This window comes from Pseudomonas sp. DC1.2 (assembly GCF_034351645.1).
GTDB lineage: Bacteria > Pseudomonadota > Gammaproteobacteria > Pseudomonadales > Pseudomonadaceae > Aquipseudomonas.
On the sequence record NZ_CP133782.1, the window covers coordinates 1,258,663 to 1,282,358 of the forward strand.

Here is a 23,696-nt window from a genome sequence, read left to right on the forward strand (position 1 = left end):
CAGCGGCATCGATCGGTTAAACGGGGTGCATTGCACGCAGGCAAACGTGTGCGCGAAGCGATTTCGCTTCATTAAAGGTAAAGCCCGTACAGCCCGTTATACTTGCGACATTTCATGCCGAAACACGGCACTTCACATTTCAAACCACCACAAAGGGAGCGGCGGGTGAGTCTCACAGTCATTGCGCAGCGTATGAGTACAACGAGCTTTCAGCGCCTGGTGACTGGCCTTGTCTTGAGCACCTTGCTGGTCGGTTGCTCCAGCACTAAATCGAGTGACGTTCGTGTTGTCGATCGCAATAATTCAGTCGCCCAGCGTCCGGCAGTGACAACGGGTCAATATGTCGTTCGGCCTAAAGACACTCTGTTTTCGATCGCCTTTCGCTACGGCTGGGACTACAAGGCCCTTGCCGCTCGAAACAACATTCCTACGCCTTACACGATTCATCCAGGGCAGACGATTCGCTTTGATGGACGCAGCGGCTCAACGCCGACGGCGGTTGCCGCGGGCTCTGACTCAACGCCGTCATCGTCGTTGAAAACGACCGTCATTCGGCGCCAGGCGAACGGGTCAACCACCAGCAACGCCGTGGTTGTACCGTCCGTCGCCAGCAAGTCGGCACCTGCTCCGCTACCGCCTGCAGGACCGGCTCCGACGGGCTGGGGGTGGCCATCTAATGGCATTCTGATTGGAAAATTCTCTTCAAACGGTAGTTTGAATAAAGGAATTGATATCGCCGGAGATTTGGGACAGCCTGTTTTAGCTGCGTCTGATGGGACGGTGGTATACGCCGGGAGTGGCTTAAGGGGCTACGGCGAATTAGTCATCATCAAACACAGTGACACCTACGTCAGTGCCTACGGACATAACCGTAGGCTGTTGGTTCGGGAGGGACAGCAGGTCAAAGTCGGACAGACAATTGCCGAAATGGGGTCAACGGGTACCGACCGGGTGAAACTGCATTTTGAGATTCGCCGACAAGGTAAGCCTGTAGATCCGCTGCAATTCCTGCCACGTCGTTGATTTGTTGTCGCAGCCTGTTCCGTCGCGTAGAGGGAACAGGCTCCAGCGCTGCCAAGGATAAAGGCGCCGCTTGAGCTTGAGGTCGAACTCACCAAAGGACTATAACAATGGCTCTCAGTAAAGAAGTGCCGGAGTTTGACATCGACGATGAGGTACTCCTGATGGAGACCGGCATCGCTATGGATTCGGTGTCGAATGATGAAGGGGCAGCACCACCTTCTGTTCGTGCCAAATCCAAACACTCCGCTTCACTAAAGCAACACAAGTACATCGATTACACGCGGGCGCTTGATGCCACGCAGTTGTACCTCAATGAAATCGGCTTTTCCCCATTGCTCTCCCCGGAAGAAGAAGTCCATTTTGCGCGATTGTCGCAACGTGGCGATCCGGCTGGGCGCAAACGCATGATTGAAAGTAACCTGCGCCTGGTGGTGAAAATCGCTCGGCGTTACGTCAATCGTGGCCTGTCGTTGCTGGACTTGATCGAGGAGGGCAACCTCGGCCTGATCCGTGCAGTGGAAAAGTTCGACCCTGAGCGCGGCTTCCGTTTCTCAACCTACGCGACTTGGTGGATTCGTCAGACCATCGAACGCGCAATCATGAATCAGACCCGGACGATCCGGCTCCCGATTCATGTGGTTAAAGAACTCAACGTGTACCTGAGGGCTGCACGGGAGCTGACGCAAAAGCTCGATCACGAACCCTCACCCGAAGAAATCGCCAATCTGCTGGAAAAACCGGTAGCAGAGGTCAAGCGCATGCTGGGCCTGAACGAGCGAGTTTCTTCGGTCGACGTCTCGCTGGGGCCAGATTCGGATAAAACCCTGCTGGATACCCTTACAGATGACCGCCCCACGGATCCCTGCGAACTGTTGCAGGACGATGACCTCTCACAGAGCATTGATCAGTGGCTTTCGGAACTTACCGACAAGCAACGCGAAGTGGTGATACGCCGCTTCGGCCTGCGCGGTCACGAGAGCAGCACACTTGAAGACGTCGGCCTGGAAATTGGCCTGACCCGGGAACGGGTCAGGCAGATTCAGGTGGAAGGCCTCAAGCGTCTTCGGGAAATTCTCGAAAAGAACGGCCTGTCGAGTGAGTCGCTGTTCCAATAAGCAACCCGCTGGCCCGGCAACAAGAAGCCCCGACTGGTTTTTGAACTGCACCCCAAAAGTTGGACACCCGTCCTGACTTTGGGGTGTTTTTTCATGAATAAATACTCAGAGCAATTCAAGCTTAAAGCGGTAAATGACTTCCTCGCAGGTGGCACCAGCTACCGAGTTGTTGCCGATTTGCATGGAATCGAGTTCGGATTGCTCCGTCGCTGGGTTGCAGGTTATCAACATCATGGAGCTGATGGCCTACGTAAAAAGCCGCGTTGCCAGCACACTCCAGACTTCAAGCTTTCGGTGTTGCAGCGCATGTGGTGTACGGAGCTCTCCTACCGGGAAACCACGGCCTTGTTCAATCTTCGCAATCCCGGCCAAGTGGGCATTTGGGAGCAGCAGTATTACAGTGGAGGCATCGAGGCCTTGTCCTCTCGCCAACCAGGTCGACCTGCCCAAGTGCCGAAAACACCGAAGACGCCGAAGACTTCAAAAACCACCGCGACCTCAGCCCGTGTTGACTTGCCTTCTCGAGAGCAACAACTGCTCGCTGAAGTGGAGTATCTGCGGATGGAAAACGCTTATCTAAAAAAGCTCAAAGCCTTGATCCAGGCAGACGAACTGGCTGCACGCGCCAAAAAGCGTAAATAGTTCTGGTGTTAAGGCGGCATTACCCCTTGAACGGTTTGCTTCAGGCCTCGGGCTTGGCGCGCAGTACCTTTTACTACCGGCAGAAAGCGTTGCAGGTAGTCGATAAGCATGCCTTGCTCAAAACCCAAATCAAGTCTGTTTTTGAGCAACACAAGGGTCGTTATGGTTATCGGCGCACCGCCGCCGCGATCGGCAACGCAGGGACTGTGGTGAACCACAAGACAATCCAGCGTCTGATGGGGGCTACAGCTGAAATCACTGGTCAGGCCCAAGCGGTATCGTTCCTACAAAGACCCTGTGGGTCGAATAGCACCTAACCATTTGGCGCGTCAGTTCGAAGCGGAACACCCCAATCAAAAGTGGGTAACTGACATTACAGAGTTCAAAATTGCGGGAATCAAACTGTACCTTTCGCCTGTTCTGGATCTGTATCACGGCGAAATTGTGGCTTACCAAATGGAAACGGCGCCCCGCTTTTCAATGGTGAGCGACATGCTCAAAAAAGCGTTGAGCTGCTTGAGGGCACATGAGAAACCCATGCTGCACTCAGACTGTGGGCGCTGGTGGTTGTTACATTTGTTTCCAGTGGTTGTTAGCCACCCATTCCAGTGATAGTGAGCCACCGCGCTGGTGGTTGTGAGCCACTCAAATTGCAACGCGACGCATGTCGAAAACCTTAGCGTACGATTTTTTCCGAATTCTGTAGGCTCCCCTATTAGCACTCGGGCTCCTTTTTCTTTAGTCTGCGCCATCGCCTTCCAGCCTTATGCAGATTACCCCCCATGCGCAAATTACTTGTCCTTAGTCTGATCCTGCTGGGCGGCTGCACTCATACGTCGCAAACACCCGACATCAGCGGGCTATGGATCAACCAGGCAGCCATCGATTCGGCCGCCCAGGGCAGGTCCTTGCTGCGGGCCATTGATGCCCACGGTTTGAACCTCGAATGGAACATCGACACCCGTAGCGGCAAAGCACAATTCAGCAATGCGTTCGAGCTGGGCGAAGGTCAATTGCTGCCCAAAGCTCCCGGTATGTGGACGGTCGACTACAACGGCTATGGCAGCAACGAGCTGCAATTGGATGGCAAGCAGCTGATACAGCAGGCCACGAACAATCACGCAGGCCAGGTTTTTTCCCGCCCGGCGCAACCCGCCGCAGCCGGCGCCAAATGGGGTGCGACTTTTAGGCAGGCACTGAACTCAGCCTATATGGGCGGTCAGTGGAGGATCATTGGAGGCCCGGGTACTGGCAACATCGTAGCGTTCAAAGATGATGGCGGTGTGTCAGGGCTGGGGCAAAATGATCGGTATGAGTTGTGCCTGGGAGGCGATTGCGCCACTCAAGGCGCCGGTAATGACACCCTCTATCTGGGCAAGGGTGATGTTGGAGATGGATGGATTTTTGTCCGTTACGGTAAGCAGCTGGAGATCTTCAGTACGATCAACCTATCCCGGCCCGACGAAATCCCCCAACTCACTCCGGGCCCACGCCAATGGCTGCTGGAAAAACAGTGACGTAAAAAAGGAGCCTGAATCGCCCCGGGTTTCCTAGACACCTCTTTGCCTTAAACTGAGGCCAATTAGGAGGTGCCATGAGCAACCCTCGTTACCCCGAAGAATTCAAAATCCAGGCGGTCAATCAAGTGACCGAAAAGAAGCTACCCGTCGCTGATGTGGCGGCCTGCCTTGGCGTGTCGACGCATAGCCTATATGCCTGGATAAAGCGCTACAGCAAACCTCAAGAAGAACGACAGCAGGACGATGATCAGCACGCTGAACTGCGTCGGCTGCGAGCGGAACTCAAACGCGTCACTGAAGAGCGAGACATATTAAAAAAGGCCGCTGCGTACTTTGCCAAGGAGTGCGGCTGAAGTACGCCTTTATCAAGCAGCGCGCGGACGACTATTCGATTCGACGGCTTTGCCTGACGCTTAAAGTCCATCCCAGCGGTTATTACGCCTGGCTGTCCGAGCCGCAATCGGTACACGCCAAAGACGACCAGCGACTACTGGGTTTGATCAAGCATTCATGGCTAGAGAGCGGCGGCGTTTATGGCTATCGCAAAGTCCATGACGATCTGCGCGAGGTTGGTGAAGACTGTGGCCGGCATCGTGTGGCGAGGCTGATGCGCCTTGAAGGTCTGCGCTCTCAGACAGGGTATCGACGACGCCCTGGCAAGTACGGCGGCAAGCCAGCGGTCGCCTCACCCAATTTGCTGAAGCGCCAGTTTGATGTCGTAGAACCCAACAAAGTTTGGGTCACCGACATCACCTGCATTCTTACGTATGAAGGCTGGCTGTATTTGGCCGTGGTGTTGGATCTGTTTTCTCGTCAGGTCGTTGGCTGGTCAATGAAGTCGCAGATGACCAGTGATTTGGCCCTTGACGCGTTGTTGATGGCGGTTTGGAGGCGTAAACCGAAGCAAGAGGTGATGGTTCATTCCGACCAGGGCCGCCAGTACAGCAGCGCCGATTGGCGCAGTTTTTTGAAGGCGAACAATTTGGTTGCCAGCATGAGTCGCCGAGGCAACTGTCATGACAACGCCGTGGCCGAAAGCTTCTTCCAACTTCTGAAACGGGAACGGATCAAGCGGAAAATCTACACCTCGCGGCAAGATGCGCGTAGTGATGTGTTCGATTACATCGAGATGTTCTACAACGCAAAACGCCGTCATGGTTTCAACAATCACCTGTCACCGGTAGAGTTTGAAAAGCGTTACGCAATGAGCTTGCAAGGTGTCTAGAGAATCCGGGGCGATTCATTTTCGGGGCTTTTTGTTGCCGGGGAAAAGTAAGGCATTGACTCAGGTTTGTAGTCTTTTGCTGTAAGTCTTTGCCTACTCTTTCGTAGGCGTTCGCTATTTTTAGATGGTGGATAGTCGTCTATTTTTGATATTTAAAATTATAACTATATGATTTTAATATTTAATTTTTAAAGTTGATGGAGCGTTGCAGCAGATTTTCGCCAATGGGAGCGGTTGCTCTTGGCGGGGAACTCTCTAGTATCCGAGGTGTGTCGACGGACAGACACACCCTTCAAGGATGGAGGGAAAGGACATCGAAGGACGCGGTTCATCAGGACGATGAAAGGGAACACAGGGAATAGGGAAAAAATGTGGGCGGGTCAAACCGCCCCTTTTTTCGCCTGCTGAAAAGCAAAAAGGCCCGCAAGGGGCCTTTTCGAGAACGCGGGGGTAATCAGCGTTCGAGCTCTTTGATCTTGCCTTTGACGCCATCCCACTCTTCGGCATCGGGCAGCGACTCTTTCTTCTCGGTGATGTTCGGCCAGATTTCGGCCAGATCAACGTTCAACTGAATGAATTCCTGCATCTCTTCCGGGACTTCATCTTCGGAGAAGATGGCCACGGCTGGGCATTCTGGTTCGCACAGTGCGCAGTCGATGCACTCATCCGGGTGAATCACCAGGAAGTTCGGGCCTTCGTAAAAGCAGTCCACCGGACAGACTTCTACGCAATCGGTGTACTTGCACTTGATGCAGTTGTCGGTGACGACGAAGGTCATTTCTAGTTTTCTCCTCAGGCGGCGGCAGCGGAGCCCCTTCTGGACGGGGTCGCGAGGTTTGGGAGCGATAGTCTGCTGGTCAGGCTATTAGCCAGCAGCATCCCAAACCGCGCGAGATTCTAACAGCTTGCAGGCAAGTGCGTTAGATCCGTGTCTTTAATGTATAGAGCATTTCCAGCGCCCTGCGTGGTGTGAGGTTATCCAGGTCGAGCTTGGCCAGTTCATCAAGGACCGGATGCGGCAGGCTGGCGAACATGTCGCTCTGCTGCGGCGCGGCCGGTTTGCCTTTGGCTGCCTTGGGCACTTCATGCGGTAGCGCCGTGGATTCCAGGCGGCCCAAATGCTCGCGGGCACGCACGATCACTTCGCTCGGCACGCCAGCCAGTTGTGCAACTGCCAGGCCGTAGCTCTGGCTGGCAGGGCCGGGCAGCACGTGGTGCAGGAACACGATGCGTTCGTTGTGCTCGGTGGCGTTGAGATGCACGTTGGCCACCAGCGGCTCGGATTCCGGCAACACGGTCAATTCGAAATAGTGGGTGGCGAACAGTGTGTAGGCGCGCAGATGGGCCAAACGTTCGGCCGCCGCCCAAGCCAGCGACAGACCATCGAACGTGCTGGTGCCGCGACCGACTTCGTCCATCAACACCAGGCTGCGGTCGGTGGCGTTGTGCAAAATATTCGCTGTTTCGCTCATTTCGACCATGAACGTCGAACGACCGCCCGCCAGGTCATCGCTGGAACCGATCCGGGTGAAGATCCGGTCCACCAGCGACAGTTCGCAGCTGGCTGCCGGCACAAAACTGCCAATGTGGGCCAGCAACACGATCAATGCCGTCTGACGCATGTAGGTGGATTTACCGCCCATGTTCGGGCCGGTGATGACCAGCATGCGCGTGTTGTCGTCGAGGCTCAGGTCGTTGGCCACGAACGGTGTGCTCAGTACTTGCTCGACCACCGGGTGACGACCCTGGCTGATGCGCATGCATGGCTCGCTGACGAAGCGCGGGCAGTTCAGGTCGAGGTTCAGCGCACGCTCGGCGAGGTTGCTCAGTACATCGAGTTCGGCCAGGGCGGCGGCGGTGTCCTGCAGCGGCGGGAGCTGCGAGATCAGGTCTTCAAGCAACGCTTCGTAAAGCATCTTCTCGCGGGCCAGGGCGCGACTCTTGGCTGACAACGCCTTGTCTTCGAACGCCTTCAGCTCCGGCGTGATGAAGCGCTCGGCACCTTTGAGCGTCTGGCGCCGAATGTAATCTGCCGGCGCCGACTCGGCTTGCTTGCTTGGCAACTCAATGAAGTAACCGTGAATGCGGTTGTAGCCGACTTTCAGGTGCGACAGGCCGGTGCGGGCCTTTTCGCGAGCTTCAAGGTCGATCAGGAACTGCCCGGCGTTTTCGCTGAGCGATTGCAGGTCGTCCAACTCGGCGTCGTAACCGGTTTTCAACACGCCACCGTCACGAATCACCGCCGGCGGGTTGTCATTAATAGCTTTTTCCAACAGCGCTGCCAGTTCCGGGTAGGTGCTGGTGGTCGCGGCCAGTTGAATGATGTGCGGGGCTTCGAGCTCGGTCATCGCCAGTTGCAGCTCGGGCAACGCGCCGAGGGCATCACGCAGACGTGCCAAGTCACGAGGACGAGCGTTACGCAGACCGATCCGTGCCAGAATCCGCTCGATGTCGCCTATTTCCTTGAGCTGTGGTTGCAGCTTTTCGAAACGGTAACCATCCAGCAGGCAGGTGATTGAGGTCTGGCGCGCCAGTAATACCGTCAAGTCACGCAGTGGGCGGTTCAACCAGCGGGTCAACAAGCGGCTGCCCATGGCTGTCTGGCAGCGATCAACTACCGATTGCAGCGTGTTCTCGCGACCGCCGGCCAGGTTGGTGTCCAGTTCCAGGTTGCGACGGCTCGCGCCATCGAGCACCACGGTGTCATCCAGACGTTCGTGGCGCAGGCTGCGCAAGTGCGGCAGGGCGGTGCGCTGGGTTTCCTTGGCGTAGCTGAGCAGGCAACCGGCAGCGCCGATGGCCAGGGTCAGGTTCTCGCAACCGAAGCCTTTAAGGTCTTGGGTGGAAAACTGCTGGCAGAGACTTTTCAGCGCCGAGTCACGCTCGAAATCCCACGGCGCACGACGACGAACCCCACGGCGTTTTTCCGCTGGCAGATCCTTCGGCCAATCATCCGGGATCATCAGCTCCACCGGGTTGACCCGTTCCAGTTCCGCCAGCAGGTTTCCCCAGCCTTTGATTTCGAGCACGCTGAAGTTGCCGCTGGTGATGTCCAGCACCGCCAGACCGAACAGGCGCTCGTCGCCCAGCACCGCGGCGATCAAGTTATCCCGACGCTCATCCAGCAACGCTTCATCACTCACCGTTCCCGGTGTGATGATCCGCACCACCTGACGATCCACTGGCCCTTTGCTGGTGGCCGGGTCTCCGACCTGCTCACAGATCACTACCGACTCACCGAGCTTGACCAGTTTCGCCAGATAACCTTCGGCAGCGTGGTAAGGAATCCCACACATAGGGATCGCCTGACCCGCCGATTGCCCACGGGCGGTGAGGGTGATGTCCAGCAATTTGGAAGCCTTCTTCGCATCTTCATAGAAGATCTCGTAGAAGTCGCCCATGCGGTAGAACATCAGCTGGTCAGGGTGCTGGTTCTTCAGTCGCCAGTACTGTTGCATCATCGGCGTGTGGGAGGACAAGTCGGAGATAGCTTTATTCATGGGTAACTTAGGAAAACTCGTTGAAAGGTGTGGGGCAAAGGAGGGGCATCGGCCCGGCTTTTCCGCGATGGGCGCAAGATTAACATGGGCGGTCAGATCGGCGCAGGCATCAGCACCCTGCGCTACCTTTCTGCTTTTTATGCGCTATTTATGCATATTGGCATTTGTTTTCCGGAAAAAGATCAAGCACTATTCGCGCTATGCAAAAACGCAACGTTTCTATCGTCTTAAGAGCACTGCTCGATCAGCACGGGATCTCCCCCACGGAGCTTCACCGTCGTACCGGCGTGCCCCAATCTACGCTTTCGCGGATTCTCAGCGGGAAGATCGTCGATCCTTCGGATAAACACATCTCGAAGATCGCTGAGTACTTTGCGGTGAGTACCGATCAATTGCGCGGGCGCTCGGATGTTGCGCTTGCTGCTACTGCCGGACGCGATCAATTGCATTCGGAACTCAAGGACATAAGTCTGTGGGACGACGATACGCCTATCGATGACGATGAGGTGTCAGTCCCCTTTCTTCGAGAGGTTGAATTGGCTGCTGGATCAGGAAGATTCGTCATTGAGGAAAGCGAGCGCTCTAGCTTGCGTTTCGGCAAGCGCAGCCTGCGGCATAACGGCGTGCAATTCGACCAGGCCAAATGCGTCACGGTGCGCGGCAACAGCATGTTGCCGGTGCTGCGCGACGGCGCCACCGTTGGCGTGAATGCCGGTAAATGTGCGATTGGCGACATCATTGATGGTGATCTGTACGCCATCAACCATAACGGCCAGTTGCGGGTCAAACAGCTCTATCGCCTGCCAACCGGGATCCGCCTGCGCAGCTTCAATCGCGATGAGCACCCGGACGAGGACTATACCTTCCAGGAAATCCAGGAAGAACAGATCGTCATCCTCGGTCACGTCTTCTGGTGGGGCATGTACGCCCGCTAACCTCACCGCTGTTCGCTAAAACCCGCCTCACAGCGGGTTTTTTTTCGCCTGCATAAAACCACCAGCGCCTTTGTCTGCGGGGTTTTCATGCGGCAGTGCATTTGTAGTGCATAAATAAATGCATTTATGCATTGACTGCTTATGCGTTCGTGCATATTCTATGTCCAAGCCGCTCAACAAAACGGCTCGAAACGAAGCTCTTTAGTTCCACAAGAACAGGCAGCGATGAACCGGCCTCAACGGTTCAGAGGGTTGGCAACTGACCCGGGTGTGCAGCGTAAAGCACCAGAAGCAGTTATCCGGCGGGCAGGGACCGCGGTCGGAAAAAACAATTTGAATGGACTCGTACCGCGCCAGTAGCGCCGAAAAGTCAGCTTCCTTTTTTGCACACAGGATTAAAGGAAGGCGAAGGACCGCATTACTGAAAAGCCCGGCCTGAAAGCCGGGCTTTTTGGAATGCCTACCTCCCGTCAGGCACCTCAAGAGACAAGGTTTGAAATACACACATCACTCTCATCAATCACCCCTGGAGGCGTGACATGACAAACGAGCAACAAGCGTTGCTGGACATGCCGATCTGGCTTGTCATCGTCCTCGCCCTGGTGGGCGGGGTGTCCGGCGAAATGTGGCGCGCCGACAAGGAAGGCGCCAGGGGCTGGGCGCTGTTGCGGCGCCTGGCGTTGCGCTCTGGTGCCTGCGTGATCTGCGGGGTCTCGGCCATCATGTTGCTGTACGCCGCCGGCGTGTCGATCTGGACCGCGTGTGCCTTTGGTTGCCTCACGGCGATGGCTGGAGCGGACGTTGCTATCGGGCTTTATGAGCGCTGGGCTGCTAAGCGGATAGGTGTCAGTGATGTACCGCCGCGTCTGGATCAACAATAAAACAGCGGCGCGGATCTTCGCGTTGCCGCTGAATAGGAGGCCATAAATGCCCGCTGTTATCGGAAAGCCCTCGCAGCTTGTTTCAGCTATCGCCGAGGCACTGCGCATCGCCGTTCCCGAGGTAAAGGTCGGCAATAATCAAGACTTCGACAGCACTGGCGATTCGACCTGGGTACTGATCTCGATCGAACACGATGCACCCGGCGAGCGTGCCCATAACGGACGCATCGCTCATGTCCTGAGCGTTTCTCTGCAAGCCATATTGCCCACTGCAGGATTGGCTGCTTGCGACCTGGCCAGCGAGCTGAAAAACCTGGTCACGGACAACTGCTGGAAGCTGCCGGGTGATCAGTGCGACCTGCCGCTGAACATCGACGGGATTGCCTCCACTTTTACCCGCGATACACGGCAATACAACGCCTGGACCGTTTCATTCACCCAGACGCTGTACCTCGGGCCACTGCTGCTGGACGACCCGCTGGGCACGCCGAAATTCGCCCGTACCTGGGAGGTGTCGAACATCGACGACCCGGATCAATACACCGCACTCGAGGGCTAGCCCATGTTTGATGTGCTGCTACGTATGCAACTGGGCCCGATCATCGAGCGCCTGGCACAGATGGAAACCGAACTCGAAGACTTGTATCGACGTGCCGACAGCTTTTGTCGCATCGGCGTGTGCCAGGAAGTCGATGCGGCCACCAACACCTGCAAGGTCAGCCATGGTGAATTACTCACCCCGGCGATCCGGTTTTTCAACCCCAGCGCCGGGGCACAGAGCGAGTCGCGGATTCCTTCCGTGGGCGAGCAATGTCTGTTGCTGAACCATGGGGGCGGCGAGGGCGGCGGGCAGTCAGTGGCGCTGTTCGGCCTTAACAGCGGTCAATTTCCGCCAGTCTCGACACAGCCTTCGTTGAACCGCCGCTTGTATCAGGACGGCACCGAAAGCAGTTACGACGACGCTAGCCATGTCCTGCACTGGAAGAACGGACCAGCCGAATTTATCGGTTCTCGCGAGTCACTCGAACTGAATATCGGCTCGGCCCGACTGGCCCTGACGCCCGAGGCGATCACCTTGCAACTGGGGGCGGTTGGCGTGCTGCTCAACGCGTCCGGTGTGCATCTGAGCGGCCCGGTGGTGGATCACCAGGGCCGTGTCATCAGTCCGGTATAAAGAGTTTTCACATGATCGGAATCGATAGAGACACCGGAGCAGCAGTCGATGACTGGCTGCAGTTTGTACAACGTGCGACCCGGGCACTGACCACACCTTTGGGTACTCGCCAAAAGCGTCCTTTTTACGGCTGCCAAATCACAGAGTTGCTGGGGAAGAACCTCGGTGACGACCTGCTGATTCTGGCGCAAAGCCATGCTGCCCAAGCGTTCTATAACAAGCACAACGGCATCGATGATTTTGAGCCCCAAGTCATTGTGGCCAGTCGATACGGCGCCGGGTTGCTGTTGCGTTTTGCGGGCACCTGGAAAAACCGCCAACAGTCCTTTGAGGTGGTGGCATGAGTATGTTGATACCCGGCCAGAACCAACTGGCCGAACCGTCGATTGTCGTTGTCGAAGCGTTCGAGGACCTCCTCGCAGAGTTCAAGACCTTCGTCGTTGATTACGTCGGCGCCCGCTCTCCCGAGAGCGCGGCAAAGTTGAGCGTCAGCCTGGAAAACCAAAGTGAATTGCTGACCCTGGCCCTCGAAGCTTTTTGTGTGCGGCTACAAACTCACGAACGCAAATACAATGCCCGCATCAAGCAGATGCTGGCGTGGTGGGCTACGGGCAGCAACCTCGATGCACGTCTGGCGGACATGGGCCTTGAACGCCAATTGCTGGACCCTGGCGACCCGGCGGCATTCCCGTCGATCCCACCGGTTTATGAAAGCGACGACGACGCCCGGCTACGTTACTACCTGGCGCCTCATGCACCGGCAGCGGGCTCGCGGATGCAGTATCGCCGTGAGGTGTTCACCCTCGGCGAACGACCTGTCGTGAAAGTCGAAAGCGCTGCTGCGGGTGTGGTGACCGTCACCTACACCTTCGATCCGGACGGCTTCGCGGCGCAGGTCAAGGATGGCAACGGACGCCGTACCGCGCCGGGCGAAGTGATGGTCACCGTGCTGACAAGGGGGGGCGATGGTACGCCGTCCGATGACCTGCTTGACGGCGTCCGCCAGCATTTTGCGCGGCCGGATGTCTGCCCCGAAACCGACCACGTTTCTGTGCAAGGCGCACAAATCAAGACTTATAAAATTCGTGTCGTGGCGAAGATCAACGCCGGCCCGGATTCGGGGCTGACCAAGGTCGCTGCGCAACAACAATTACAAGCGTATGCCGATGCGTGTCATCGGCTGGAAGGGCGGGTTGATCCGAGCTGGATCGACTACACGCTGCACAGTGCCGGCGCGGTTCAACTGCAAATCCTTGAGCCGTTGGCGCCGATTGTGACGACGGCTTCTCAGGCCCCGTACTGCACGGGCATTGAGGTCGAGGTGGACACGTTATGAGTAACGACACACCTCGACCGAGCGTGTTGCCCGCTAACAGCTCACCGCTGGAAAGGGCGCTTGATCTCGGTTTCGCCCGACTGATTGAGCGCATCGACCCACCGTTTCCGGAGTTGATGAACCCTGCCGCTACACCGCTCGCGTTTCTGCCGTACCTCGGCGCAGATCGCGGTGTCAGCGAGTGGAGTTCCGAGGCGGGGGAAGTTGAAAAGCGTTTGACCGTCGAACTCGCCTGGCCCACCGCACGCCAGGCCGGTACTCGCAAGGCACTGGAAAACGCCGCCAAGGGGTTGCAACTTCGACCCGAGGTGCGCGCCTGGTACGAGCAAATACCTACGGGCCAGCCCTACAGTTTTTCCGTCAGGGCCTTCACGGAACAGCCCTACAGCGAAGACATCGATGCGCGTCTTGATCGTCGTCTGGCCGATGCCAAAAGCGAGCGCGACACCTTGACGGTTTCCGTCGGCCTCAGCGCCTTCGGCAATCACGTCATCGGCGCCGTCACCGTGTGCGGCGAACTGACCACGGTCTACCCGATGGTTATCGAGGGCCTCGAAGCCTCGGGCCAGGCCTTCCTGGCGGCCGGGCTCTACGCCGTCGAAACCTCCACTATTTATCCTCAGGGGTCCTAAATGGCCGACTACTACACCCTGCTTACCAACGCTGGGATTGCCTACGAAACTGCCTGCAAAGCAGCGGGCCTGCCGATCAAGTTGTCACAGATTTCCGTCGGTGACGGCGGTGGCACTGTCTACAACCCGGCCGCCACGGCCACTGCACTGAAACGCGAAGTCTGGCGCGGGCCGCTGAATGCGCTGTTTCAGGACGAGAAAAACCCGAGCTGGTTGCTCGCTGAAGTGACCATTCCACCTGATGTTGGTGGTTGGTATGTGCGTGAAGCCGGACTCTGGACCGATACCGGGATTTTGTACGCCATCGTTAAATATCCGGAGTCGTTTAAACCGGTATTGGCGACGTCCGGGTCGGGGAAAGAGTTCTACATTCGCTCGATTTTCGAGACGAGTAATGCGGCGTTGGTGACGTTGTTGATTGATGACACGGTGGTCAAGGCTACCCGTGCCTGGGTTATGAGTTACCTCGCTGAAGAACTCGGCAAGCTCGATGGTAAACAATCTGTTCGTGTCGCGGCGACGGCCAATGTGGTGTTGAACGGTGCACAGCAAATTGATGGCGTTGCGGCGGTTGCGGGTGATCGGGTGTTGCTGGCGTCTCAGACGTTGGCGAAAGACAACGGTCTTTGGGTTGTGGCCAATGGCGTCTGGACCCGTGCGACTGATGCTAACACCAGCGCGAAAGTGACGCCGGGCCTGACCGTGATGGTCGAGGAGGGCACCGCTAATGGTGATTCGCTGTGGCACCTGACGACTAACGGCCCGATCACGCTGGATGCCACCGCGCTGACGTTTGAAATGTTGGCGGGGCGGACCGGGATTCAGCCGGGCACCTACAAAAGTCTGAATGTCGATAAGTATGGTCGAGCGACAGCTGGGTCGAATCCCGAGACGCTGGCTGGGTTTGGTATCAAGGATACGTATACCAAGCCTGAGATTGAGTCGCTGATTGCCAAGGCGTCGATGTTGCCGGTGGGGACGATTGTCGCTTTCCCTGGTGATACGCCGCCGATGGGCTTTCTTGAACTGGATAACAGCGTTAAGAGCTCCGCAGCTTACCCGGACTTGAGCGCTTATCTGGCGGGCAAGTACAACAAGGGAGATGAGGGCGCCGGTAACTTCCGTTTGCCGGAGGCGCGTGGGGAGTTTTTGCGGGGTTGGGATCATGGGCGAGGGGTCGATGCCGGCCGAGGTCTAGGGACTACTCAGGGTGAGGCCTTCAAGGCACACAATCATCGCTATTTTGATGAAGTAGGGGCGACGTTTGACCCCGCCGGAGTCTGGTCGGGAGGCAATATCAATGGTGCACCAGCCAGTATTTCTGCTGGGGCTTTTCTGTCTGGAGTAGACGGAGGCACCACCATGCAAATGGTAAATGCCGTCAACACGGTCAATACGGGTGGAGCTGAAACCCGTCCGCGTAACCTTGCAATCATGTGGTGCATCAAAGCCTGGAACGCGCCGATCAATCAGGGGCAAGTAGATGTCGCTGAACTGGTCAAAGAAGTGGAAAGGCTGAAATCCGCCGTTCCGGTTGGCGCTGTTTTGTCATTCCCAATGGGCATCGTTGCTCCCGGTTACCTGGAGCTGGATGGCAGTGTGCAGAGAACTGCGGTTTATCCGGATCTGGCGGCTTACCTCGGGACGACTTACAACAAAGGCGATGAGGGCGTTGGTAACTTCCGTTTGCCTGAGTCGCGCGGTGAGTTTTTGCGCGGCTGGGATCATGGGAGGGGAGTCGATGTCGGCCGGACAATTGGCAGTCGTCAGAAAGGTTCTATCGCCTCATACGATGCTGACGGTAACGGGTTTACAGCAGTCGTTGGTGTGGGCGGCCCTAGCGGAAGCAAAGGGGATTTTTTTGGTTTGGACTTACTGTCGAAGTCTGGAGATGTTTATCCCGCCCAAGTTGGATATAGCAGTTCCGGAGCGTTGCTCGCGCTCACTCCGGACGATGTTTATCTCGGTGTATCCCGCCCAAGAAACCTGGCAGTCATGTGGTGCATCAAAGCCTGGAACGCGCCGATCAATCAGGGAAATATTGATATCGCGGCGCTGGCCGCTTTGACGGCGCAAGCCTCGGAAAACAATCAGGGCACGTCTAAAGTCGCGACACAAGTACAGGTTAATGCCGGTACTGATGATGTAACGATTGTCACCCCGAAAAAATTGCGCTTTGGTTTTTCCGTCAGTTGGGGAGCCTCGGGAAGTATTGTTTTCCCGACATGGCTCGGCGGGATAGTCATTCAGTGGATATCCAGTAACACCGGGCAAATAGCGCAAGGGTCGGCAGAAGTAGTAACTGCACCCTGGACTATGGCGTTCCCTAATGGGTGCTGGTTTGCAATGGGGGCTACAGGCCAGTCTCTTAACGGTAATGGCTTTGCAAATTGCCGCATTGATAGCTTAACGATGTCCAGCGTCACATCTAGCACCTTTGCCCATATTACCGGGTGGGTAGTCCGCAAAATATTCGCCATTGGGTACTGAGGTTTAAATGAAACGTTATTACAGCCAAACAACTGGATGTACCTATTTGCTAGGGCTCCACACTTCAATGCCTGCGGATGCTGCCGAAATCTCCGAGGCGTTATTTCTGTCGGTTATTTGCAACCCAGCCCCCGGCAAGATTCGTGCGCATGACGGGCAGGGTTTGCCCTATCTGGTCGACGCTCCGGAGCCGGTGCAGGATGTGGCGGCGCAGGAGCGGGCATGGCGCGACGGCGAGTTGTCGGCGGTGATGTGGTTGCGCGAGCGTCACCGCGATCAGTTGGAAATTTCGGAGTTGGCCACGCTGACGGTCGAGCAATTCAACGAGCTGCTGATGTACATGCAAGCGCTGCGCGACTGGCCTCAGTCGTCAGATTTTCCCGATAGCCAGCACCGGCCAATCGCGCCGGCCTGGATCGCCGGACAGGTCCAATAAACGCCAAACCAGTGCGTTTTCTTATCCGCAAAACCCTCAACAACACCCCAAAGCCCCTTCCTCAAAAAAGGGGCTTTTTCGTCTCTGGAGAAACCCAAATGGCAGAACGCCAAACCTACACCGTCCTCGTCCCGTTCCCTGTTGGGCGCGGTCACTGGTCCACCACCGGCCAGGAACTCGATCTGCTCGACGTCGAGGCCAGCGCACTGCTTAGCGCCGGTCGCCTGGCGCTGAAATCCACATCCACCCCGGCCGAACAGGCCGCTGCGAAGAAGGCTGAATAACATGGCTGAGGTTTTGAACTTCGAGCACAACGGCATTACCGTCAATGCCACTGAATCCCCCGAGGCCATGGGTGGCCTGGGCGATAACGTGATTGGTCTGGTCGGCACTGCGCCGAAAGCCGATTTGCTGATCCCCCGCAATTCGCCGTTCCGCATCAACAGCTTCACTACGCAAGGGCTGCTCGATCCGACCGGCGCCGAGTCGGGCACGCTGTACCACGCGGTGTACCAGATCCTCAAAGTGGTGAAGGTGCCTGTCTACGTGGTGATCGTCGACGAGGGCACAACCCCGGCTGACACCATCAACAACGTAATCGGCGGCGTCGATCCGCTGACCGGTCGCAAGCTTGGCCTGGCCGCGCTGGGTGGTGTGCCGGAAGATCTGACCATCATCGGTGGGCCGGGCTTCACCGGCACCAAAGCAGTGGCCAGCGAATTCGCCTCGTTCGGCAAACGCATCAAGGCCCGTGTGGTACTCGACGGCAAGGACGCCGCGGTCGCTGATCAGGTGACTTACAGCAAGGACCTGGGCGGTGATGATCTCGGTTTCGACCGCTGCCTGTTGGTACACAATATGCCGGCGGTGTACTCCAAAGCCGCGAAGAAAAACGTGTTTCTGGCGCCTTCCAGCCTGGCGATTGCCGCACTGGCCAAGGTCAAGCAGTGGGAAAGCCCGGGCAACCAGGTGACCTACGCCGAAGACGTGTCGCGGGTGGTGGAATACAACATCCTCGACACCTCCACCGAAGGCGATCTGCTCAACCGTTACGGCATCAGCTACTACGCCCGGACCGTCCTTGGTGGCTTCTCGCTACTGGGTAACCGCTCGGTCACCGGCAAGTTCATTAGCTATGTTGGCCTCGAAGACGCCATCAGCCGCAAGCTGGTGAAAGCCGGCCAGAAAGCCATGGCCAAGAACCTGACCAAGTCGTTCATGGATCAGGAGGTCAAACGCATCAACGACTGGCTGCAAACCCTGGTCGCCGACGAAACCATCCCCGGCGGCAGCGTGTACCTGCACCCGGAATTGAACAGTGTCGAGAAGTACAAAAACGGCACCTGGTTCATCGTCATCGACTACGGCCGCTACGCGCCGAACGAACACATGGTTTATCAACTCAACGCCCGCGATGAAATCATCGAGCAGTTCCTGGAGGACGTTCTCTAATGTTTACCAACCGCGTAAGACAGGCCATCGCGGCCACCCTGCAAGGCCTGCCGTTGTCGGCGACGGTGGAAGAGTTCACCCCGCCGAAGATCGAATTCGAAATGGAAAACATGCTTGGCGGACGCTTTATCGGCGAGGAAATGGCCAAGAGCGGTAAAGCGATGGGCGCCACGCTGAAGCTGCAAGGCATGGGGCCCGAGATCATGCTGGCCCTGGGCGTGAAACTGGGTGACGACATCCTGCTGAACGTTCGCGAAGCCGGTCAGGATCAGGACGGCAACACCTGGTTCACCTATCACACTGTCGGCGGAAAATTGAAGTCTTTGACCGAAACCGCGCTAAAGATGAACGAAAAACCGACCACCACCCTTGAGCTCTCTTGCCGGACGTACAACCGCCTCGAAAACGGCATCCCGGTGATCGATATCGACGTGCGCACACAGAAATTCATGCTCAACGGCGTCGATATTCTCGGTGACGCCCGCCGCGCCGTGTTGCTGCCGTAACCCTCACCCGTTAAATGCAATCCATGTGGGAGCGAGCCTGTTCTCGATGAGGCCGGCACCTCCAGCACTTATGTTGCCTGACCTGCCGCCATCGCGAGCGGGTTCGCTTCCACAGTGGTCTTGTCGGCCTGGGTATTGGCATTCATCGACCGCTATTGCGTGACACTTTTTCATGATTCACCAAGGAATTTATTTCATGTCCTGGACGCCTCCCGTTCACGTCTTGCTGTCCCCGATCACCGCCGACGACCAGTCGCAGATCGAGCAAATCCCACTCAAACCACTGTTCTACGCCGCGCAGAAAGACGCTCTGGCCCGTGCCGGTGATGATGAGGACGATCAGTTCTTCGAGCTGGCGCGGCTGGCCACCGGGTTGTCGGTCAAGGAACTCGATCAGCTGAAGCGCCCGGACTACGTGAGCATCGCGCAGTACGTGCATGAGATGTCGACTCGTCCGGCGGCGTATTTTTTACAACAGATTGCCGAGGATGCAGCCTCCGGCCCAGTGCCGACCGACGATCCCGATCAGGTGCAATTGCTGCAACCGCTCAACGTGGCCGGCCGCAGCATGACTTCGCTGACCCTGGAAATGCCCGTGCTGCGTGCCACCAAAGCAATGAAAAAACTGAAAACGGCCAAAGAACGTGCCGAGTTCATCACTGCCCACTGCACAGGCCTGATGCTTCCCGATCTAGGCTCGCTGACCGTTCCTGACTGGACTCAGTTGCAGGTGCGCATCGACGATTTTTTAAACAAACCGGCGGCCTTCTTTCGGAGCGCGACATCGAAGTAATCCTCGATGTGGTGCCGCTCATTTACTCGGTAACTGAGGCGGAAATTCTGGAGTGGGACGCCGGCAAGGCATTGCGCCGCTACGACATTGTGATGAGTCGTCTGGGCGTTAAAAAGGAGTAGAGGAGGATGGCAGATAGCAAGTATTCGCTGGCCGGTGCGCAGATCAATGCATTTGAATTGCCGGCATCGGGAGGCTTCTCGGCAACCCTCGACTGGGCCGTCTTTATGGACCCTTTGGCGCAACTCAGCCTAGCGCTGAACACGCTCAGCGTGGATATCCGCCTGTTGACCGTAGGGCAGGGCAAGCTCGGTGAGGTGTTGGCATCGCTGACCACAGCGTTGTCATCTACACGTTCGTTGTCGAAGGCGAGTGCTGCTGCGCCGGCTCCTGCCGGCGAGCCGAAGTCGTTACTCAAGGCTGAGGTTGGACAGCGCGCGCCTCCGGAATATTTGAAATCGGCGATGGCGATGCAGTCAGCCATGGTTGACCTCAATCAAAAGTTGCAGTTGAAACCGAATCAACTGCAAGCGATGTTCGATGAGAACCAAAAGATAGCCGGTGAAAAACCAATCAGCCCTAGTGGCGCGACAGGTATGCAGCTGGCGCAGGTGCAATTGGCAGCTGTCAACGCAGGCCTGGTCAAAGGCGTCAAAGCGGATGACCGACCGCAAGTGCTCACCAACTTTGCCCGCGACAGTGCAGTCATGGCATCGGCGTACAAGATTGACCTCAAGGACGCCGGCGTGATCCTGGCCGGCTGGCGTACTTCGTTGGGACTTGATCGAGAGAAAAGTCTCGATTTGGGCAATGCAGCCAACCGCTTGGGCGCCAGTGTCAATTTGAAGTCTAGCGCGGCAGACATCAGTTCGGTCGTGCTGCAAGGCGGCGAAACGGGATTGGCGACGGGCATGAAGCCCGAAGACGTGGCGGCCATCGCTGCGGCCCTGCTGAGTGCGTCTGTGGGCAAGGACGAAGCCGGCGCCTCGCTGAAAAACCTTGGTGCCACGTTGAGCAAGGGCGACAACGCCACGGCAGATCAGAGAGCGGCCTGGGCTCAGCTTGATATCGAGCCGGGCGCGCTCGCCAGCAGAATGCGCACGGACGCACCGGGGGCCATCAATGACGTGCTGGCGGCGTTGAAGCGTCAGCCGGTCGAGCGCCAGACCTTATTGCTCAAGACGCTGTTTGAGAGCGACGAGGGTGTCGGCAAATTGCTGAAAGCGCCCAATGACCTGAAAACGGCGTTTGTTGTGGCGTCCGACAAGGGCGATGGCTCGATGGCGCAGACTGCCGACGCCCGTGGCAACACCTCGCAAGCCCGTTGGAATGCGCTGGATGCGAGTGTAATCCGTCTCCAGGCAGCGATCGTCAATGCTGTGACGCCCTTTACTGACCTCGCCATGCTGAGTGCCGATCTCGTGGTCAGCGGCTTGAGTTCGGTGGTTGAAACATTCCCGAAAGTCACCGCCGCGCTGACGGTGCTGGGCGCTGCACTGGCGAAGCCGTTTCGCGGAGCGATCTTGAGCAAACTGGCGTCGTTTGTCTCTTCCACCAGCACCGAGCTGTTGAAACCGGACGCGGCGATTCAGGCGCCGGGTGGGACTGATCCCGGAGTGCCAGACGCGCCCGGCAAACAGAGTGGGCAAGGCGCCGGTAAGCGCGAAACACCGCGCCCTACGGTACGCAGTCGGCTGGTCAGCTCCGCGGCCAGGGCCAAGTCGTTCACCGGCAGGCTCGGGGCTCCTTTAGCATTGGCCAGCGCGGGCTACGACGGGGTGAAAGCGCTGATGGCCGGGGATTACAAAGCCGCTACGGGCGCTGTTGGATCGGGTGTCGGAGGCTTGGCCGGCGGTTATGCCGGCGCGGCCACCGGCGCGTTGATCGGCAGTTTCGTCCCGGTCGTAGGCACAGCCGTTGGTGCTTTGATTGGCGGCCTGGTCGGTTCCTACTTTGGTAGTCAGGGCGGAGAGTCGCTGGGTAAGTCGCTTTACTCCGAGGTTGACCAACTGCGCTCACCGGACCAAGTCACCAAAGACCTGACCCGCGCACAGGCGGACAACCGGCAGTTCACCTATTCGCCATCGATCCAGGTCAGCGGAGCCGATCCGACGGACGCCGATCGATTGACGGAAAAAATCATGGCGAATCTTCGCCTGCAATTCAGCGGCGAGTTCATGCCGTTGATGATGAACAACCCGCTCGCCGTGCGCAGTGACGCGGCCCTGACTGACGGAGGTACGTAATGCGTCAGCAAATGGTACTGGGCAGTTTCATTTTCGGCCTGTCCAGAAACTTCGCTTACAGCAGCTTGGTGCGTAAGTCGGACGGTGGCTGGAAGAGCATCGAGATCCTCACCAGCAAACCCAAATCCAGTCAGACCGGGCAAGGATTACAAGGGCTGACGATAGCGGGCAAATCGATGTACGCCATTGCGATGGATCGGCTCGATGAGCTGCGTGCCCTGCAAGCGCTGCGCATTCCGTTGCCGTTGATTGACGGCATCGGACGTAACTGGGGGATGTGGCAAATCAACAGTGTGTCGGAAACCCAAAGCAACATCATTGATGACGGCACCGCGATGGTCGTCGATTGGACAATCGAATTGATGGAGTTTGCCAATGCGTAGGGTTCGAAGTATTGCCGGTGACTCAGTGAATTTGCTGCTGTACCGCCAGCTTGAGCAGTGTGATGACGCCACCGAGGAAGCGCTTTGGCGTCTCAATCCTCAGCTTGCGGAACATGGCCCGGTATTGCCGGCGGGCGTTTGGGTGCTGCTGCCGGAAGTGGATTTGAGCCCCGTCGCACCCACACCGGTTTCGGCCTGGGATTAAGGAGGCACCATGTCACTGGGTTTCACGCCAACTGTGGAAATTTATGGTGCGAATGCCGCGCTGATCAATGAGCGACTGATCTCCTGGCAGCACATCGACGCGGCAGGGATCGAGTCCGATCAACTGACGTTAACGATCAGTCTGGAGGGGCTTGAAGGGTTGCCCAGCCTCGGCGGAAAAATCGGCTTGCGGGTCGGCTATCTGGAGTCGGGGCTGGTGGATAAAGGCGAGTTCGTCATCACCCGGCGCACGCCGACGCTGTTCCCTCTGCGCCTGACGCTGGTGGCCATGGCGGCGCCGTTCAGTGCGGCGGATCAAACCGGGTTCAAGCAGCGCCGCTCCGTCAGTCATGGTCCAACGACCTTGGGCGCGTTGTTTCGCGAGTTAACGTCCAGGCACGGTTTTTCACCACGTGTCGCTCCTGAACTGGCACTGAAAAAAATCTCACATATCGATCAGTCCAACGAAACGGACATGGGTTTTTTGACCCGTCTGGCGTACCTGCATGACGCTGTCGCCAAGCCCATCAACGAGCTGTATGTGCTGGCTCGGCGCGGTCAGGCGAAATCACTGTCGGGCAAGGTGTTGCCGACCATCCGGCTGTCCGTGACGACCAACAATCGTCCTGGTGATCACGCCTTCATCAGCGCCACTCTGGAAGACACGGCTCGGGCCAAATACCAGGGCTGCAAGACCCGCTGGTGGGATGCGGCGGCGGGCAAAGTTCGCATCGAGGAGAGCGGCATAGCGCCGTTCAAGACCCTTCGCCAGCGCTACCAGAGTGCAGATGATGCGCTGGCCGCTGGTGAAGGCGAGGTCCGCAGGATGATGCGTGAAGCACTCAAAGTGAAGATCGAATGCCCTGGTCATCCCGGGTTGTCCGCCGAGGGGCTGGTGCTGCTCGACCCCACGTGGCCGGACTTCATGCGCGGTCGCTGGTCGATCGACAAGGTCACCGCCAATGGCGACCGAGCCCAAAGCTATCGCTGCATGGTCGAGGCGACTTGCCTGGATGCCAAGGCCTGACGTCAGCCGCTTCTTCGCGCGAGCCTGCTCAAGCACAACCTCTGCCTCCAACCGAGACTCCCTGTGGTAGCAGGTGTGCCCGCTTAGAGGGCGGCATCTCCCGACTTCATATCGCCTTAGCTATTACTTATGTTGCTAGCAAGAGCGTGGCGCAAAACTTGATGCTGCAACCGATC

General features: G+C 57.4%; 26 protein-coding genes. 24 read left to right on the forward strand and 2 right to left on the reverse strand.

Translation table 11 applies throughout. From position 1 onward, the window contains the following. Positions 1-165 precede the first annotated feature (165 nt). From RHM68_RS05545 to RHM68_RS05570, 7 genes are all read left to right on the forward strand, one after another. The gene (locus tag RHM68_RS05545) at positions 166-1,023 is read left to right on the forward strand and encodes a peptidoglycan DD-metalloendopeptidase family protein (RefSeq protein WP_322220914.1); all 858 of its coding nucleotides are present in this window, start codon (positions 166-168) and stop codon (positions 1,021-1,023) included. Between the two features lie 107 nt (positions 1,024-1,130). After that, the gene (rpoS, locus tag RHM68_RS05550; protein ID WP_322220915.1) at positions 1,131-2,138 is read left to right on the forward strand and encodes an RNA polymerase sigma factor RpoS; all 1,008 of its coding nucleotides are present in this window, start codon (positions 1,131-1,133) and stop codon (positions 2,136-2,138) included. A 93-nt stretch (positions 2,139-2,231) separates the two neighbouring features. Next, a complete protein-coding gene (locus RHM68_RS05555) occupies positions 2,232-2,780 on the forward strand; it encodes a helix-turn-helix domain-containing protein (protein ID WP_322220916.1) in 549 nt (182 codons plus the stop codon). A 26-nt stretch (positions 2,781-2,806) separates the two neighbouring features. Beyond that, positions 2,807-3,097 carry an IS3 family transposase gene (locus tag RHM68_RS05560; protein ID WP_322220917.1) on the forward strand — a complete coding sequence of 97 codons (291 nt, stop codon included), beginning with the start codon at positions 2,807-2,809 and terminating at the stop codon, positions 3,095-3,097. Continuing rightward, positions 3,078-3,392, forward strand: a complete 315-nt coding sequence (locus RHM68_RS26635) for a DDE-type integrase/transposase/recombinase (RefSeq protein WP_369124954.1) — start codon at positions 3,078-3,080, stop codon at positions 3,390-3,392. The genes RHM68_RS05560 and RHM68_RS26635 overlap by 20 nt, the downstream gene beginning before the upstream one ends. A gap of 170 nt (positions 3,393-3,562) precedes the next feature. Continuing rightward, entirely contained in the window at positions 3,563-4,297 is a 735-nt protein-coding gene (locus RHM68_RS05565; RefSeq protein ID WP_322220918.1) for a hypothetical protein, read from the forward strand. A gap of 77 nt (positions 4,298-4,374) precedes the next feature. Beyond that, positions 4,375-5,525, forward strand: a protein-coding gene (locus RHM68_RS05570) for an IS3 family transposase (protein WP_322220919.1) whose coding sequence is annotated in 2 segments (ribosomal slippage) — positions 4,375-4,612 and positions 4,612-5,525 — 1,152 coding nt in all. Because the reading frame shifts where the segments join, the coding sequence is not laid out codon by codon here. 454 nt (positions 5,526-5,979) lie between these two features. Here the strand turns inward: RHM68_RS05570 and fdxA are convergent. Together fdxA and mutS are read right to left on the reverse strand one after the other, a co-directional pair. Next, positions 5,980-6,303, reverse strand: coding sequence for a ferredoxin FdxA (gene fdxA / locus RHM68_RS05575; protein WP_322220920.1), 324 nt, complete (start codon positions 6,301-6,303; stop codon positions 5,980-5,982). A 142-nt stretch (positions 6,304-6,445) separates the two neighbouring features. After that, positions 6,446-9,013 (reverse strand): DNA mismatch repair protein MutS, encoded by a 2,568-nt coding sequence (mutS, locus tag RHM68_RS05580; RefSeq protein ID WP_322223698.1) that lies wholly within the window; start codon positions 9,011-9,013, stop codon positions 6,446-6,448. 212 nt (positions 9,014-9,225) lie between these two features. Here mutS and RHM68_RS05585 point away from each other — a divergent pair, with 212 nt between their 5' ends. From RHM68_RS05585 to RHM68_RS05665, 17 genes are all read left to right on the forward strand, one after another. Next, a complete protein-coding gene (locus tag RHM68_RS05585; RefSeq protein ID WP_322220921.1) occupies positions 9,226-9,960 on the forward strand; it encodes an XRE family transcriptional regulator in 735 nt (244 codons plus the stop codon). A 539-nt stretch (positions 9,961-10,499) separates the two neighbouring features. After that, positions 10,500-10,841: a phage holin family protein gene (locus RHM68_RS05590; RefSeq protein ID WP_322220922.1), complete on the forward strand. Its 342-nt coding sequence runs from the start codon at positions 10,500-10,502 to the stop codon at positions 10,839-10,841. A 46-nt stretch (positions 10,842-10,887) separates the two neighbouring features. After that, a complete protein-coding gene (locus tag RHM68_RS05595) occupies positions 10,888-11,400 on the forward strand; it encodes a hypothetical protein (RefSeq protein WP_322220923.1) in 513 nt (170 codons plus the stop codon). A 3-nt stretch (positions 11,401-11,403) separates the two neighbouring features. Continuing rightward, entirely contained in the window at positions 11,404-12,015 is a 612-nt protein-coding gene (locus RHM68_RS05600) for a phage baseplate assembly protein V (protein ID WP_322220924.1), read from the forward strand. A gap of 11 nt (positions 12,016-12,026) precedes the next feature. Next, positions 12,027-12,359, forward strand: a complete 333-nt coding sequence (locus RHM68_RS05605; protein WP_322220925.1) for a phage baseplate protein — start codon at positions 12,027-12,029, stop codon at positions 12,357-12,359. After that, positions 12,356-13,351: a baseplate J/gp47 family protein gene (locus tag RHM68_RS05610; RefSeq protein WP_322220926.1), complete on the forward strand. Its 996-nt coding sequence runs from the start codon at positions 12,356-12,358 to the stop codon at positions 13,349-13,351. Before RHM68_RS05605 ends, RHM68_RS05610 begins: the two co-directional genes overlap by 4 nt. Further along, positions 13,348-13,983, forward strand: coding sequence for a phage tail protein I (locus RHM68_RS05615; protein WP_322220927.1), 636 nt, complete (start codon positions 13,348-13,350; stop codon positions 13,981-13,983). Before RHM68_RS05610 ends, RHM68_RS05615 begins: the two co-directional genes overlap by 4 nt. Next, complete coding sequence (locus tag RHM68_RS05620; protein WP_322220928.1) at positions 13,984-16,473, forward strand: phage tail protein; 2,490 nt, start codon at positions 13,984-13,986, stop codon at positions 16,471-16,473. Positions 16,474-16,480: 7 nt separating this feature from the next. Next, a complete protein-coding gene (locus RHM68_RS05625; protein WP_322220929.1) occupies positions 16,481-16,909 on the forward strand; it encodes a phage tail assembly chaperone in 429 nt (142 codons plus the stop codon). 98 nt (positions 16,910-17,007) lie between these two features. Continuing rightward, a complete protein-coding gene (locus RHM68_RS05630) occupies positions 17,008-17,193 on the forward strand; it encodes a hypothetical protein (RefSeq protein WP_322220930.1) in 186 nt (61 codons plus the stop codon). 1 nt (position 17,194) lies between these two features. Continuing rightward, the gene (locus tag RHM68_RS05635; protein WP_322220931.1) at positions 17,195-18,361 is read left to right on the forward strand and encodes a phage tail protein; all 1,167 of its coding nucleotides are present in this window, start codon (positions 17,195-17,197) and stop codon (positions 18,359-18,361) included. Beyond that, positions 18,361-18,867, forward strand: a complete 507-nt coding sequence (locus RHM68_RS05640) for a phage major tail tube protein (protein ID WP_322220932.1) — start codon at positions 18,361-18,363, stop codon at positions 18,865-18,867. The genes RHM68_RS05635 and RHM68_RS05640 overlap by 1 nt, the downstream gene beginning before the upstream one ends. 196 nt (positions 18,868-19,063) lie before the next feature. After that, on the forward strand, positions 19,064-19,660 hold the full coding sequence (locus RHM68_RS05645; RefSeq protein ID WP_322220933.1) for a phage tail assembly protein: 597 nt from the start codon (positions 19,064-19,066) through the stop codon (positions 19,658-19,660). Between the two features lie 128 nt (positions 19,661-19,788). Beyond that, entirely contained in the window at positions 19,789-21,906 is a 2,118-nt protein-coding gene (locus tag RHM68_RS05650; RefSeq protein ID WP_322220934.1) for a phage tail tape measure protein, read from the forward strand. Next, on the forward strand, positions 21,906-22,289 hold the full coding sequence (locus RHM68_RS05655; RefSeq protein WP_322220935.1) for a phage tail protein: 384 nt from the start codon (positions 21,906-21,908) through the stop codon (positions 22,287-22,289). The genes RHM68_RS05650 and RHM68_RS05655 overlap by 1 nt, the downstream gene beginning before the upstream one ends. Further along, entirely contained in the window at positions 22,282-22,494 is a 213-nt protein-coding gene (locus tag RHM68_RS05660; protein WP_322220936.1) for a tail protein X, read from the forward strand. Before RHM68_RS05655 ends, RHM68_RS05660 begins: the two co-directional genes overlap by 8 nt. Before the next feature lie 9 nt (positions 22,495-22,503). Beyond that, positions 22,504-23,520 (forward strand): contractile injection system protein, VgrG/Pvc8 family, encoded by a 1,017-nt coding sequence (locus RHM68_RS05665; RefSeq protein WP_322220937.1) that lies wholly within the window; start codon positions 22,504-22,506, stop codon positions 23,518-23,520. Positions 23,521-23,696: the final 176 nt, after the last annotated feature.

Coding starts and splice junctions, on each gene's coding strand:
- rpoS (WP_322220915.1), top strand. CDS start 1,131: ATGGCTCTCAGTAAAGAAGTGCCGGAGTTTGACATCGACGATGAGGTA.
- RHM68_RS05555 (WP_322220916.1), top strand. CDS start 2,232: ATGAATAAATACTCAGAGCAATTCAAGCTTAAAGCGGTAAATGACTTC.
- RHM68_RS05565 (WP_322220918.1), top strand. CDS start 3,563: ATGCGCAAATTACTTGTCCTTAGTCTGATCCTGCTGGGCGGCTGCACT.
- fdxA (WP_322220920.1), bottom strand. CDS start 6,303: ATGACCTTCGTCGTCACCGACAACTGCATCAAGTGCAAGTACACCGAT.
- RHM68_RS05585 (WP_322220921.1), top strand. CDS start 9,226: ATGCAAAAACGCAACGTTTCTATCGTCTTAAGAGCACTGCTCGATCAG.
- RHM68_RS05590 (WP_322220922.1), top strand. CDS start 10,500: ATGACAAACGAGCAACAAGCGTTGCTGGACATGCCGATCTGGCTTGTC.
- RHM68_RS05595 (WP_322220923.1), top strand. CDS start 10,888: ATGCCCGCTGTTATCGGAAAGCCCTCGCAGCTTGTTTCAGCTATCGCC.
- RHM68_RS05600 (WP_322220924.1), top strand. CDS start 11,404: ATGTTTGATGTGCTGCTACGTATGCAACTGGGCCCGATCATCGAGCGC.
- RHM68_RS05605 (WP_322220925.1), top strand. CDS start 12,027: ATGATCGGAATCGATAGAGACACCGGAGCAGCAGTCGATGACTGGCTG.
- RHM68_RS05610 (WP_322220926.1), top strand. CDS start 12,356: ATGAGTATGTTGATACCCGGCCAGAACCAACTGGCCGAACCGTCGATT.
- RHM68_RS05615 (WP_322220927.1), top strand. CDS start 13,348: ATGAGTAACGACACACCTCGACCGAGCGTGTTGCCCGCTAACAGCTCA.
- RHM68_RS05620 (WP_322220928.1), top strand. CDS start 13,984: ATGGCCGACTACTACACCCTGCTTACCAACGCTGGGATTGCCTACGAA.
- RHM68_RS05625 (WP_322220929.1), top strand. CDS start 16,481: ATGAAACGTTATTACAGCCAAACAACTGGATGTACCTATTTGCTAGGG.
- RHM68_RS05630 (WP_322220930.1), top strand. CDS start 17,008: ATGGCAGAACGCCAAACCTACACCGTCCTCGTCCCGTTCCCTGTTGGG.
- RHM68_RS05635 (WP_322220931.1), top strand. CDS start 17,195: ATGGCTGAGGTTTTGAACTTCGAGCACAACGGCATTACCGTCAATGCC.
- RHM68_RS05640 (WP_322220932.1), top strand. CDS start 18,361: ATGTTTACCAACCGCGTAAGACAGGCCATCGCGGCCACCCTGCAAGGC.
- RHM68_RS05645 (WP_322220933.1), top strand. CDS start 19,064: ATGTCCTGGACGCCTCCCGTTCACGTCTTGCTGTCCCCGATCACCGCC.
- RHM68_RS05650 (WP_322220934.1), top strand. CDS start 19,789: ATGGCAGATAGCAAGTATTCGCTGGCCGGTGCGCAGATCAATGCATTT.
- RHM68_RS05655 (WP_322220935.1), top strand. CDS start 21,906: ATGCGTCAGCAAATGGTACTGGGCAGTTTCATTTTCGGCCTGTCCAGA.
- RHM68_RS05660 (WP_322220936.1), top strand. CDS start 22,282: ATGCGTAGGGTTCGAAGTATTGCCGGTGACTCAGTGAATTTGCTGCTG.
- RHM68_RS05665 (WP_322220937.1), top strand. CDS start 22,504: ATGTCACTGGGTTTCACGCCAACTGTGGAAATTTATGGTGCGAATGCC.